The organism is Sorangium sp. So ce131, from assembly GCF_051519095.1.
Classification (GTDB): Bacteria; Myxococcota_A; Polyangia; order Polyangiales; family Polyangiaceae; genus Sorangium.
In genome coordinates, this window is the sequence record NZ_CP150455.1 from 9,361,208 (window position 1) to 9,373,701 (window position 12,494).

Below are 12,494 nucleotides of genomic sequence, written 5' to 3' on the forward strand. Positions count from 1 at the left end.
GTCCGCGCCGCCGCTCCTTGACGGGGCGGCGCGCCGGGTTATAAGTGAACGACCTGTTCATTATTCGCCATGGCGCAGTACCTCAAGGACGACGTCCAGGAGAACATCGCCGCTGCCGCGCTGACGGTCTTCGCGCGGAAGGGGTACGAGGGCGCGACCATGGCCGAGATCGCGCGGGCGGCGCGCATCTCGACGGGCAACATCTACCGTTATTACGAGAACAAGGACGCGCTCTTCTACGCCGTCGTGGACGAGGGCTTCGCGCGGGCCTTCACGCTCCTCCTGCGCCGCCGCGTGAAGGCGCTCGACGGCGTGGACGACATGAGCACGCTCGCGCCGGCGGCCGCCTACCACCTCGCGGCCGAGGAGCTGCTCCGCTTCTGCCTCGAGAACCGGCTCCGCGTCGTGATCCTCCTCGGGCGGGCCGGCGGCTCCACGTACGAGCGGTTCGCCGAGGACACCGTGCAGAGCCTCATCCAGATGGCGCTCGATCATTTCCGCTGCTTCCGCCCGCACCTGGAGGTGACCGAGGCGATGCGGTTCAACCTGAACCAGATCTACCGCAGCTTCCTCGGCACCATGGTGAGCGCCCTGGCGAGCTTCGAGGAGGAGGCCGCCATCCGCGAGGCCATCGACGGCTACTCGAAGTACCACCTCGCCGGGCTCAAGAGCTTCTTCGCGTGAGCGTCCCTTTCCCTCTCGTTTGCCCGTCGTCTTCCCTGTCTTTGTCCCTGTCCTGTCCCTGTCCTGTCCCTGTCCTGTCCCTGTCCTGTCCGTGTCCTGTCCGTGTCTGATTCCCTCTCTGCCCGTCCGCTTGTCTCAAAAGTGAACCTATCGTTCATTCATCGTCGTGAGATCAGCGCCCTCGCCGCGGCGAGGGGCGCACGGAGGCCCTCTCTATGATGGAAAGCAGGCTGGATCTGCCCGCCCCGGCGCGCGCCGTCCTCGAGGAAGAGGAGGCGCTCCTCGAGCGCGTCCGCGCCGCGCTGGAGCGGGCGCGGGCGCGCGCGACGCGCCCCGCGGCGCCGCGCGATCTCCGGTCCGTCGCGGCGCTGCGGGAGCTCCGCGACGAGGCCGCCGCGGCGTCGGCCGACGATCTGCCGGCGGTGCTCCTCGAGATGAGCGTGCGGCATCGCCTCATCGAGCAGGAGACGAAGGAGACGCTGCCCGACCCGCTCTGCCCGTACCTCGCCCACCTCCGGGTCGACGAGGGCAAGGGGGCGAAGGACTACCTGCTCGGCCAGGCGACGTTCCTGGACCCGGCGTCCGGGGTCCGGATCCTCGACTGGCGCGTCGCGCCCGTGGCGCAGATCTTCTACCGGTACCGCGAGGGCGACGAGTACGAGGAGACCTTCCCGGGGCGCGTCGCCGAGGGGATCGTGCGGGCGCGCCGGATCGTGGTCCTGGAGCGCGGCGAGCTCACCGGGATCGTCGGCGACGGGCTCGTCCTGACGCGGCGAGGCGACGGGCGGTGGACCCTAACCGACCGCGCGGCGCTGGCCATGCAGCCGGGGGGCGCCGGGACCGCCGCGCGCCCCGGCAGCCTCGGCGTCGGCGTCGGCGCCGCGGACCGCGCGAAGGCCCCGGACGTCACCGCCCTGCTCGACGCGGATCAGTACGCCGCGGTGAGCGCGCCGCCGGAGCGGCCGCTGCTCGTGCTCGGCAGCGCCGGGAGCGGCAAGACGACCGTCGCGCTCCACCGGCTCGCCAGGATCGCCGCGCTCGACCCGGCGCGTTACCCGCTCTCGACCATGAGCGTCGTCGTCCCCGAAGAGGGGCTCGCGCGCCTGTCGCGCCGCCTGCTCGCGCCGCTCGGCGCGGGCGAGGCCCAGGTGAAGACGCTCGACGCCTGGTCGTCGGCGACCGCGCGCGCGGTCTTCAACCCGCGCCGGCCGATCGCGCTGTGCACCGACCCCCCGGCGCTCGTCTCGAGCCTCAAGCGCCACCCGGCGCTCTACCGCGCGCTGCGCGAGCGCTTCGCGCGGCTCGCGCCGGCGAGCACGACGCTCGACCGGCTGCGCCGCCGCCTCGCGGACGCCTTCACGGATCGCGGGTTCCTCGAGGAGGTCGTCGCGGCCTCGGGCGGGGATCTGCCGCGGAGCGCCGTCGAGGAGACCGTCCGGCACACGATGCTGCAGATCGCCGAGCCGCTCGACAAACAGCTCGCCTCGATCACCGTGGCGTCGATGAAGGAGGCGATCGACGGCCGCGCCATCGCCGAGGGCACGCCGGACGAGCTCGCCGGGACGCTCGACGTGGACGACCTGCCGATCCTCCTGTTCCTGCGCGCGTGGCGCAGCGGCCTCGACGCGGCGGGCGGGTCGCACCTCGTGCTCGACGAGGCCGAGGACTTCTCGCTGTTCGAGCTGTTCGTCATGGGCAAGCTCCTCGGCGAGGCGCGCAGCGTGACGCTCGCGGGCGACGAGGCGCAGCAGACGTCCTCGAGCTTCGCCGGCTGGGACCCGGCGCTCGCCGCGCTCGGCGTGGGCGCCGCGGCGACCTGCCGCCTCGCGGTGTCGTACCGCTGCCCCCGGCCGGTGACGGAGCTCGCGCGGCACCTCCTCGGCAAGCTCGCGCCCGAGACGCCCGCGCGCGTCCTGCGCGACGGCGCGCCGATCGGGTTCTTCCGCTTCCCGGGCGAGGCGCCGGCGCACCTGTTCCTCGCCGGCGCGCTCCGCGACCTCATCGACCGGGAGCCGCGCGCCTCGGTGGCCGTCATCGCGCGCGACGCGGACGCCGCGCGGCAGCTCCACGCGCTCGTCGCGGAGCTGCCGGAGGCGCGGCTCGTGCTGGAGGGGGAGTTCTCCTTCGAGCCGGGCATCGACGTCACCGACGTGGACAGCGCGAAGGGGCTCGAGTTCGACTACGTCGTCGTGCCCGACGCGACCGCGGCGGCGTACCCGATGACCGACGAGGCCCGCCGGCGGCTCCACGTCGCGGCGACGCGGACGTCGCACCAGCTCTGGCTCATCGCGGGCGCGGCCTGGTCGCCGCTGCTCGAGGGCGCGGCGGAGGCCCGCTGACGTCCCCCGCGGCGGAGTCCGCGCGCAGCGCCGCGGGGACCACGCGATCGGTCGGCGGGAGCGGGCAGTCCCGCACCGCCATCGCCCCGGCGAGCGCCCCCCCGAGGACGGCCGCCCCGAAGGCCCACGCCGCCTGCGCCCACCGCCGCGCGGACGGCGCGGGCTCGGTCTCGTCGCCCGGCGCGGGCGGGGGGTTGAGCGACTCGAGCGCCGCGCGCAGCTGCTGCGTGCGGAGGTGGGACGCGCCGCCGAGGAGCTGGCCGATCCAGCCGGCGACCAGCGCGTCGTTGCCCGGGTGCGCCGCGCCGGGGACGGCCTCCTCGAGCGCGCGCATCAGCTGCGCCGCGGTCGCGGTGCGCGCGGTGGGCGACTTGGCGAGCGCCTCGCAGACGAGGCGGTCGAGCGCCGGCGGGATGGGCTCGCGCGGAGGCGGCGCGCTGAGCCGCTCCGCGAACCCGCGGCGGGACGGGACGGCGCGCGACGACAGCGGCGCGGCAGGCCGCTCGCTCGCGATGTGGGTGATCGTGCTCTCGCTGTCGTCGGACTGGAAAGGATGGGCGCCCGACAGGAGCTCGTAGAGCAGCACCCCCACCCCGAAGAGATCGGCCCGGCGATCACACGGCTGCCCGCGCAGGTGCTCCGGCGCCATGTAAGGAGCGCTGCTCCTGAACAGGAGCACGCCCCCCTCGCCGCCCGGCGCCGGGAAGGCGCGCGGGCGGACGCTGCGGGCGGCCTCTGGCCAGCGCTCCGACAGCCGCTCTTCCTCGAACCTGGCGACGCCGAAATCGATCAGCCGAACGAGCCCCTCCGACGTGATGAGGACATTGTCCGGCGACACGTCGTAATGCACGAGCTCGTGCGGGTTGCCGAGCTCGTCCCGCAGCTCGTGCGCGGCGTCGAGCGCCGCGCACATCTGGTAAGCGATCCTGGCCGCGGCGAGGACCGGCGCCGGTCGCCCGCGCGCGGCGCGCAGCACCGACGAGAGGGGCTCCCCGCTCACCCACTCCATGACATGATAGAGTGTGCCGTCCTGCTCGCCGACGTCGACGACGGGGACCACGTTCGGGTGCCGGATGCGCGCCGCCAGCGCGGCCTCCTCCAGGAACAACCGCACGGCGTCCGGGTCCGGAGAGCACTCCGGCAGGAGCACCTTGATGGCGAAGAGCTTCTGAAATCCATGTTCGCGCCTGAGCCGAGCCGCCCAGACCTCGCCCATGTCGCCAGCGGTCACCCGCAGGACGAGCTCGTACCGGCCCAGGCAAAAGCCCGGGTAAAGACCCCCACCGCCCCCCACGCTGAATGTCTGGCCCGGGGAGCGGGAAATCGCCAGTGTTCAAGCTGCCTGCTTCCTCCGATTCTTGTCTGGCTTGTGCGACTCCGCGCGAGCCAGGAACACCGCTCCGCCCAGGCCGTGACCGCCTCGCCCGGACGTGCTCCGCCGCAGGCTCGAGCCGGCCGACGGGTCCGGCCGCCGCGGCGGGAGAGCGCGGCGGAAGAGGGCGCGCCGGGCTCGCCCGGCGGCGCCGCTGCACGGACGTTGTCGGTCCTATCCGGGGTCCGGGGGTCTTGCTTCCTGAACAACCGGACAGTAAAGGTCTGCCGAAATCTGTTGCCCCGCGCGTCGGGGATCCGGCTCCCTGATCCCCTTCGGTCTCCCCTCCCTTCGGCCCCCTTCCCCAGAGGTACGCATGAGTGACGAGAAGAACACCAAGCAGAAGTCTGCCGCCCTGGAGCTCGCGATCGCGAGCGTCGAGAAGGAGTACGGCAAGGGGGCGATCATGCGCCTCAAGGACGGGCAGACGCTGCACGACGAGGTCGCGGCCGTGCCGAGCGGCTCGCTCGGGCTCGACATCGCGCTCGGCATCGGCGGCTACCCCCGCGGCCGCATCGTCGAGATCTACGGGCCGGAGTCGAGCGGCAAGACGACCCTCACCCTGCACGCCATCGCGGCGATCCAGCGGGCGGGCGGGACGGCGGCGTTCATCGACGCCGAGCACGCCCTCGACGTGAACTACGCGAAGAAGCTCGGCGTGAAGACCGAGGAGCTGCTCATCTCCCAGCCCGACTACGGCGAGCAGGCGCTCGAGATCGCCGACATGCTGGTCCGCTCGAACGCGGTCGACATCATCGTCGTCGACTCCGTCGCGGCGCTCGTCCCCAAGGCGGAGATCGAGGGCGACATGGGCGACAGCCACGTCGGCCTCCAGGCCCGGCTGATGAGCCAGGCGCTCCGCAAGCTGACCGGGACGACCTCGCGCTCGCAGTGCCTGCTGATGTTCATCAACCAGATCCGGATGAAGATCGGCGTCATGTTCGGCAGCCCCGAGACGACGAGCGGCGGCAACGCCCTCAAGTTCTACGCCTCGGTCCGGCTCGACATCCGCCGCATCGGCGCCATCAAGGAGGCCGCCGCGGGCGGCAAGGAGCCCGCCGTCGTCGGCAACCGGACCCGCGTGAAGGTCGTGAAGAACAAGATGGCTCCCCCCTTCCGGGAGGTGGAGTTCGACATCCTCTACGGCCAGGGCATCAGCCACAGCGGCGACGTCATCGACCTGGCGACCGAGGCGAGCATCATCGAGAAGAGCGGCTCGTGGTTCTCTTTCCAGGGCGAGCGCATCGGCCAGGGCCGCGAGAACGCCCGCACCTACCTCGAGCAGCACCCGGCGGTGCTCGAGAAGATCGAGTCGATGGTCCTCTCGAAGCACGGCATCTCGCGCACCGGGTCGAGCGCCGCCGCCCCCGCCGCGGGGCACGGACCGGGCGCCGGCGCGGCGAACGGATCGAAGGGCGGGGCGAGCGCGGCCGAGCCGCCGGCGGGGCGGGGTCGCGAGGCAGCCCCGTCCGGCCAGGACACCCGGCGCGCCCCGGGCAAGACGAACTGACGCCGGGCCCGCGGCATGCCGATGCAGCTCTACGTGATGCGGCACGGCCCGGCGGAGGACCGGGCGGCGACCGGGCGGGACGCGGATCGCAGGCTCACCGAGGAGGGGCGCGAGCGCGTGCGCCTGGTCGCGGCCGAGCTCCACCGGCTCCGGGGCGGCGCCCCGCTGCCGCGGCTGCTCGCGAGCCCGCTCGCGCGCGCCTGCGAGACCGGCGAGATCGTGGCGGAGGTCTGCGGCGTGCCGGAGGTCGAGGTCCGGGACGAGCTGTCGCTCGACGCCGGCCTGCCGCTCGCGCTCGTCGCCGCGCTCGCCCGAGGCGGCGCGGACGCGCTGCTGGTCGGCCACCAGCCCAACGTCGAGCACCTGGTCCGCACGCTCGTCGACGCGCCCGGTCAGGGCGCGACGGGCCTGGTGCTCCGCGGCTTCTGTACTGCCCTGGTCGTCGCGCTCGAGCTGGTCGCGCCCGAGCCCGCCGCGCGCGCGCAGGTCCGCTGGCGCGTGGGGCAGATCCTCGACCCCCGCACCTTCACCTGAGCGGCGGGCCGCGGGCCATGATGCGCCACGGCGTGGAGGGAGCGGCGTCCGAGGCGGAAGGCGGCGCGGGGCTCACGGCTGACGCGCGGCGCGGCCCCGCACGCGGCCCCGCATCAGGCAAGTACTTGAATTTACAAGGGAATCCAGGAACGCCGGGGCGCGGCGGCCGGGGCGCCCGGCGCCGCCCGTGGGGTGGGCCGGTCCGCGGCTTACATAGCCATAAAAGTGAGTGATTTCGAGGACTTTGGCCGCTCGCTTGACAAGGATCCCACCCGAGAATACGCCCAAACAAGGAGGATTGAGATGGCGGGACAGATGGCCTTCCCCTTCGCTCAACCCCCTCCAGGCCGTCTGATGCGCGCCGGTGGGAAGAGCGCATCGGCTTCGTTGTGGCCGCGTGTCTCCCGGGCCGTCGTCCGGGTGCCCGATCCCCGGCACCATCCGATCGACATCGACCTCCCGGCGGGCCAGCCGCAGATCTTCGTGCACGAGGGGGCGCGGCAAGCGCTCATCCGGCGGCTGGAGCTGGCCCAGAAGCGGCCGGTGCTGCTCTCGGTCACCGACAACTTCCGGCAGATGATCTCGTCCTCGCTGCGCGAGGGCATCCTGCAGGCGCGCGTCCACCACATGTTCCTGGACGCGCCGGCGGTCGTTCAGGAGGCGCTCGTCCGGTACGTGGTGAACCAGGACCGGGCGGCGTCGCTGGTGGTCGGCCAGTACATCGACGAGAACGGGCACCGCATCCGGGCGAGCCGGCCGGTGAGCACGCCGCTCACGACGCAGGGGAAGACGCACGATCTGCTGAGCCTGTTCCAGAAGCTCAACCACACGTACTTCAACGGCGCGGTCGACGCCCTGATCACCTGGGGCAAGCGGACCAGGGCGCGCAAGCCGCGGCGCACCATCAAGCTGGGGAGCTACTCGGCGATCGAGCGGCTGATCCGCATCCACCCGGTGCTCGACCGGCCGTGGGTGCCCCGCTACTTCATCTCCTACGTCATCTACCACGAGATGCTCCACCACGTGATGCCCGCGAGCCACGGCAACGGGCGCCGGATGCTGCACCCGCCGCAGTTCCTCGCCCGCGAGCGGCTGTTCCGCGACTACGAGCGCGCCCTCGCCTGGGAAACGGCGCACGTCGGCAGGCTCCTCCGGACATGACACACGCCGCCCCGCGGACCCCGGCGGCAGGAACGACAGGCCAGCGCTAGGGGACGCCCGGAGGGACGCCGTCGAGGGGGACGGGGCCCGGACGGGGCCCCGCTGGATTCGATCCCCTCGGAGCGACGAACCATTGCGCGGAGACCCCTGCCGGCTCTAAACCGGCGGACCCTCTGCCCGGGCCGCGCGTACGGCGCCGCACGGGCGACCCCGTAACCTAGAAATTGTGGAAGGCCAGCGTGCAGGAGATTGTGACCCAGGAAGCGAGCCCGAAGCGGGCCATGGAGGCGCTCGAGTGGGCCGTTCAGCGAGCGGAGAAGGCCGAGGTCGAGCCCTCTGGGGCGGCCTCCGAGCTACGCCCCTCGCCCAGGGTGATCTCCGGGCGCCCGGCCGACTTCAAGGCCGCGGCCTCCCTGTACCTGCCGGACGTCCGCAAGCTGCTCGACCGGATCATGATGAGCGAGGACGCCGAGAGCGGGCTCGACGCCCTGCTCGAGTCGGGCGCGCTCGCCGCGATGTTGCCCGAGGTCGAGGCGATGGTCGGGTTCGGCGACGGGGAGTGGCGCCACAAGGACGTGTGGAAGCACACGAAGCAGGTCGTGCGCCAGGCGGTCCCCCGGCTGGAGGTCCGCTGGGCGGCGCTGCTCCATGACATCGGCAAGACGAGGACGCGCTCGATCTCGCCGACGGGGGAGGTCCATTTCTTCGGCCACGCCGAGGTGGGCGCGCGCATGTTCGACAAGATCGACCGGCGGCTGCCGCTCTTCGCGAAGGAGGCGCCGCTGAAGAGCAGCATCCGCTTCCTGATCCTGCACCACCTCCGGGCGAGCCAGTACGACCCGTCGTGGACCGACAGCGCGGTGCGCCGCTTCGCCAAGGAGATGGGCGGCTGCCTGACCGACGTGCTCGACCTGTCGCGGGCGGACATCACCACGAAGCGGCCCGAGAAGAAGCGGAAGGGGCTGAAGCAGATCAGCGAGCTGGCCGAGCGGGTGCTGAAGATCCAGGAGGAGGACGCGGTGGTGCCGCCGCTGCCGAGCGGCATCGGGGACGCGATCATGCAGGCGTTCGGGATCCCGCCGTCGCGGCGCATCGGCGAGCTCAAGCGGGCGCTGGAAGAGGCGATCGACTCGGGCGAGGTGGCGTCGCACCAGGAGTCGGAGGTCTACCTGGCGTTCCTCCGGGACAACGCGGCGCGCTTCGGGCTCTGAGGGCGCCGGAGCGGGGCGGCTCGCTTCCGGCTCTGACGGCGGCGAAATCGGGGGGGCGTCAGGAGAGCGGCGCGCTGCAGGTGACGCAGCGGGAGGGGACGCCGTCCTTGTGGTAAAGCTCGCCGCAGCGGCCGCAGAGGCGGGCGTCGGCCTCGAAGGCGATCAGCTTGTCGCTGGCCTTGCAGCGCAGGCCGGCGACCTGGGGCGGCTCCAGCGAGCGCTGCTCGCCGGCGGCATCGTCGGGCGGCGGGAGCGCGCCCTCCTTGATGTCGGCCGCACGCTCGGGGATGCGCCGCCGCACCTCGGCCAGGACACGCGACGCCGCGGGGAGGTGCGTTCGTAGCGGGATGGCGATGGCGGTGCCGCTGCCCTGAACGGTGAGCGCATCCTCCGAGAGGAGCAGGCCCGTGACCTCGTGCCAGCCGATGCGCTCGATCTCGGTCGGTCCGTTCTCGAGACCCACCCCGGCGTCGCCGACACGGAGGGGCTTCAGCGACCACTGACCGAAGAGGCCCGCCGCGCCGCCGAGGAGCACCGCGCCGACGAACAGGTACGGCGCGTACGGGTGCGGCCCCGCCTCCTCGGCGCGGAACCACTGGCCATAGACGGCAGCGCCGGCGAGCAGCGCCGCGACGGACATGCCGAGCAGGGTGAGGCCGAGCGCGAGCGATGCCTTCGGCTCGAACCGCCGCTCGCTCCGCGGATCGGTCCGCTGCCGCAGGTGGAGCTCGCCCCCCTGCCCCGTGGACCCCGAGCCCTTGCGCTTGCGCTTCACCGTTCTGTCGGCTGCCATCGGCGGCTTCCTATCGGAGGAGACGCCAGGACGCAAAGGGGCTCGGCGCGAGCAGCCACCCGGACCGGCGCAGGAGGCCCCCCCGGAGGTCGGCACGGACGAGGCGCAGGGCGGGGAGGGAGCGGTATGCTGGCGGCGATGACCTCGATGTCCGGGGCGGCGACCTACGCCCTGCCCGCGCTCGCCATCGGGCTCGCGGCGATCGTGATCCTGGGGCCGGGCGCGCGACGTATGGCCACCGGCGCGCGGATCTGGGGGGCACCCGTGGCCGGCGGCGAGGCGCTGGCGCTGCGCATCGAAGGGGTGCGCCGGCTCTACGGGGCGAGCGACCCGGCGGAGCTCCGAGGGCTCGAGGTGAACGCGACCTCCGCGGGCGCGCCGCTCGAGCGATGGACCGGGGCGACCGGCAGCGACGGCATCGGCGAGGCGCTGCTGCGCGCGCCCGGCGGGCTGAAGGAGCCGGTCGCCGTACAGGTCGCGACCCGCGCGGGCGAGGTCCTGATGGAGGGGGAGGTGCCGCTGCTCCCGCCGCCGGCCGCGACGGAGCCGAGCGCGCTGCCGGGGGCGGCGCGCGGGGAGCTCCGCCTGCGGGTCACGGCGGCGCGGGGGACACTCGCGGCGCCGTTCCCCGAGGTGGTGCACGTCGTGGTCGAGACCGAGGGCGGGGCGCCGGGCGCGGGGGTCCGCGTCGAGGCGCGCGCCGCCGGGGCGGAGCTCGAGGGGCAGGGCGGCGGCCCGGTGGAGCGGCTGGCCGGCGCGAACGGCGCGGTGGAGCTCGCGCTGAAGCCGCTGTCGCACGCCGTCGAGCTCACGCTGCGCGCAACGCAGCCTGCGGGCACATCTGCCGGACCGCCGGACGCGGCCGGCGCGGCCGACGTGGACGCGGCCGCGCTCGGCACCTGGGACGGGAGGCTGCCCGTGATCCCGGGCGCCATCTGGCTCGATCCGGACGGGCTCTCGGGCGAGCGGCCGGCGCTCCGGCTTGTCTCGCCCGCGCCGAAGCCGCGGGCGTACGTCTCGATCGGCAGCACGCGCGGCCGGCTCGTCGGGGCGATCGTGCCGCTCGCGCCCGACGGCGCGGGCTTCTTCTCGGGAACGCTGGCGCTCCCGGCAGGGCTCGGCGCGGAAGGCTGGGCGGTGATCGCGGGCGATCCCTACGAGCAAGGCGCAGGCACGGTGGCCTGGCCGCTCTCGCGCGCGGGCTCGACGTCGCAGCAGCGCGTGCAGCTGCTCGCGGACGGCATGCCGGCGGCCGAGGCGCGCGAGCAGGCCCGCGCGGAGAGGGCGCGGCGCGCGGGGCTGCTGGTGCTAGGCGCGGCCGCGGTGACGCAGATGCTGCTGCTCGCGCTGCGATCCCGGAGCGCGCGGCGCCGCCTGGAGCAACACCTCGCCGCCGCCTCGGGGGGCGAGAGCGAGGACGGAACCGCCGGGGCGCCGCTGTCCCGCGAGGATCGCGGCCGGTTGCTCGCCGCGGCGCGCGCCGAGCCGCTGCTGTCGGTGCTCGCGCTCGCGGCGCTCGTGGGGCTCTCCTTCGCGGCGGTCGCGGCGCTCGCGACGTTCCGGTGACACGCGGCGCGGCGGCGCGGCGGAGATTTCATCCGCGGCGTGCCCCGAGCCGCTAGACTGGACCGGCGGGACGGGACGGGGCGAGAGGACGACGAGCAGGGCATGTCGGAGCAGCAGCGGTACAGGGTCATCAAGCGCCTGGCCTCGGGAGGCATGGCGGAGGTCTTCGTCGCCGAGAGCGCGGGGATCGAGGGCTTCAAGAAGCAGGTCGCGATCAAGCGCGTCTTGCCGCAGCTCAGCAAGAAGGAGCAGTTCATCGCGATGTTCCTCGACGAGGCGCGCCTCTCGGCGCACCTCTCGCACTCGAACGTCGTGTCCGTGTTCGACATCGGCGTCGGCGACGGGACCTACTTCATCGTGATGGAGTACGTCGACGGCGCCGACCTCAGGGCCCTGCTCGAGCACCAGAAGAAGGTGGGCCGGCCGATGAGCGTCGAGGTCGCCGCGTTCATGGCCGCGAAGATGTGCCAGGGCCTCGCCTACGCGCACGACCTCTCGACCGCGGACGGCAAGCCGCTCCAGATCGTCCACCGCGACATCACCCCCGCCAACGTGCTGATCACCCGCTACGGCGAGGTGAAGATCGTGGACTTCGGGCTCGCGAAGGCGTCGAGCCAGCTCGCCGAGAGCGACGCGGGCATCATCAAGGGGAAGTTCGGGTACCTGGCGCCGGAGACGGTGCTCGAGCAGGGCGTCGACCAGCGGGTCGACATCTTCGCGCTCGGGATCATCCTGTGGGAGATGCTCGCCGGGCGCCGGCTCTTCCTCGGCGACTCGGACTACATCACGGTGCGGCTGGTGCGCGACGCGGTGATCCCCTCGCTCCAGCAGATCAACAGCGAGGTGCCGCGCGAGCTGGAGCAGATCATCCGCCGCGCGCTCGCCCGCGACCCGGCCGCCCGCTACCGCACGGCGCGCGAGCTCGGGCGCGACCTCACCCGCTTCCTCTACCGCTTCGGCCGCCCGGTGAGCGAGGACGACGTCGCCGCGCTCGTCGAGCGCGCCAAGGGCGGGCCGGCGCGGGCGGTCGACGGGACGCAGAAGATCGCCGAGCTCATCGACATGATGCTGCTCGAGTTCAAGTCGCTCACGAAGGAGCCGACCGCGGGCGGCGGCAGCGGCCTCAGCCTGCTGCCGAGCATCGACTCGGCCACGAGCCTGCTGCACGGGCCCGAGGACGAGGGCTCCCGCCCGCGGAGCGAGGCGCCCCTCGGCGGGCTCGCCGACGAGCTGGAGGGGCCGGAGTCGATGCACCAGGACGAGTCGTCCTCGTCGGTGGCGGCCTGGTTCCGGGGCTTGATCCCGCGCTGATCCCGCGCGACAG

Annotated in this window: 10 protein-coding genes; 8 read left to right on the plus strand and 2 right to left on the minus strand. The window is 73.3% G+C overall.

What is annotated here, in order from left to right; translation table 11 throughout:
* The first annotated feature begins 69 nt into the window (after nt 1-69).
* Both WMF43_RS33835 and WMF43_RS33840 read left to right on the plus strand, forming a co-directional pair.
* Entirely contained in the window at nt 70-684 is a 615-nt protein-coding gene (locus WMF43_RS33835; RefSeq protein WP_437671050.1) for a TetR/AcrR family transcriptional regulator, read from the plus strand.
* A gap of 215 nt (nt 685-899) precedes the next feature.
* Nucleotides 900-3,023, plus strand: a complete 2,124-nt coding sequence (locus tag WMF43_RS33840; protein ID WP_437671051.1) for an ATP-binding domain-containing protein — start codon at nt 900-902, stop codon at nt 3,021-3,023.
* Here the strand turns inward: WMF43_RS33840 and WMF43_RS33845 are convergent.
* Nucleotides 2,968-4,254, minus strand: a complete 1,287-nt coding sequence (locus WMF43_RS33845) for a serine/threonine-protein kinase (RefSeq protein ID WP_437671052.1) — start codon at nt 4,252-4,254, stop codon at nt 2,968-2,970. The two genes, WMF43_RS33840 and WMF43_RS33845, sit on opposite strands and share 56 nt — an antisense overlap.
* 457 nt (nt 4,255-4,711) lie before the next feature.
* On the opposite strand from WMF43_RS33845, the gene recA reads away from it, so the two are divergent.
* The 4 genes from recA to WMF43_RS33865 all read left to right on the plus strand — a co-directional run bounded on the left by recA (nt 4,712) and on the right by WMF43_RS33865 (nt 8,811).
* Nucleotides 4,712-5,905, plus strand: coding sequence for a recombinase RecA (recA, locus tag WMF43_RS33850; protein WP_437671053.1), 1,194 nt, complete (start codon nt 4,712-4,714; stop codon nt 5,903-5,905).
* Nucleotides 5,906-5,920: 15 nt separating this feature from the next.
* Complete coding sequence (locus WMF43_RS33855; RefSeq protein WP_437671054.1) at nt 5,921-6,439, plus strand: SixA phosphatase family protein; 519 nt, start codon at nt 5,921-5,923, stop codon at nt 6,437-6,439.
* 387 nt (nt 6,440-6,826) lie between these two features.
* The gene (locus tag WMF43_RS33860) at nt 6,827-7,600 is read left to right on the plus strand and encodes a hypothetical protein (RefSeq protein ID WP_437671055.1); all 774 of its coding nucleotides are present in this window, start codon (nt 6,827-6,829) and stop codon (nt 7,598-7,600) included.
* Between the two features lie 239 nt (nt 7,601-7,839).
* A complete protein-coding gene (locus WMF43_RS33865) occupies nt 7,840-8,811 on the plus strand; it encodes an HDIG domain-containing metalloprotein (protein WP_437671056.1) in 972 nt (323 codons plus the stop codon).
* A 58-nt stretch (nt 8,812-8,869) separates the two neighbouring features.
* On the opposite strand, the gene WMF43_RS33870 is transcribed toward WMF43_RS33865, so the two are convergent.
* Nucleotides 8,870-9,604 (minus strand): hypothetical protein, encoded by a 735-nt coding sequence (locus WMF43_RS33870; protein WP_437671057.1) that lies wholly within the window; start codon nt 9,602-9,604, stop codon nt 8,870-8,872.
* Between the two features lie 138 nt (nt 9,605-9,742).
* Here WMF43_RS33870 and WMF43_RS33875 point away from each other — a divergent pair, with 138 nt between their 5' ends.
* Together WMF43_RS33875 and WMF43_RS33880 are read left to right on the plus strand one after the other, a co-directional pair.
* On the plus strand, nt 9,743-11,170 hold the full coding sequence (locus tag WMF43_RS33875; RefSeq protein ID WP_437671058.1) for a hypothetical protein: 1,428 nt from the start codon (nt 9,743-9,745) through the stop codon (nt 11,168-11,170).
* A 102-nt stretch (nt 11,171-11,272) separates the two neighbouring features.
* On the plus strand, nt 11,273-12,481 hold the full coding sequence (locus tag WMF43_RS33880) for a serine/threonine protein kinase (protein ID WP_437671059.1): 1,209 nt from the start codon (nt 11,273-11,275) through the stop codon (nt 12,479-12,481).
* Nucleotides 12,482-12,494 lie beyond the last annotated feature (13 nt).

Bases quoted from the DNA above. Each gene is read 5' to 3' on its own strand.
- WMF43_RS33835 (WP_437671050.1), top strand. From the start codon at position 70: ATGGCGCAGTACCTCAAGGACGACGTCCAGGAGAACATCGCCGCTGCC.
- WMF43_RS33840 (WP_437671051.1), top strand. From the start codon at position 900: ATGATGGAAAGCAGGCTGGATCTGCCCGCCCCGGCGCGCGCCGTCCTC.
- recA (WP_437671053.1), top strand. From the start codon at position 4,712: ATGAGTGACGAGAAGAACACCAAGCAGAAGTCTGCCGCCCTGGAGCTC.
- WMF43_RS33855 (WP_437671054.1), top strand. From the start codon at position 5,921: ATGCCGATGCAGCTCTACGTGATGCGGCACGGCCCGGCGGAGGACCGG.
- WMF43_RS33870 (WP_437671057.1), bottom strand. From the start codon at position 9,604: ATGGCAGCCGACAGAACGGTGAAGCGCAAGCGCAAGGGCTCGGGGTCC.
- WMF43_RS33875 (WP_437671058.1), top strand. From the start codon at position 9,743: ATGACCTCGATGTCCGGGGCGGCGACCTACGCCCTGCCCGCGCTCGCC.
- WMF43_RS33880 (WP_437671059.1), top strand. From the start codon at position 11,273: ATGTCGGAGCAGCAGCGGTACAGGGTCATCAAGCGCCTGGCCTCGGGA.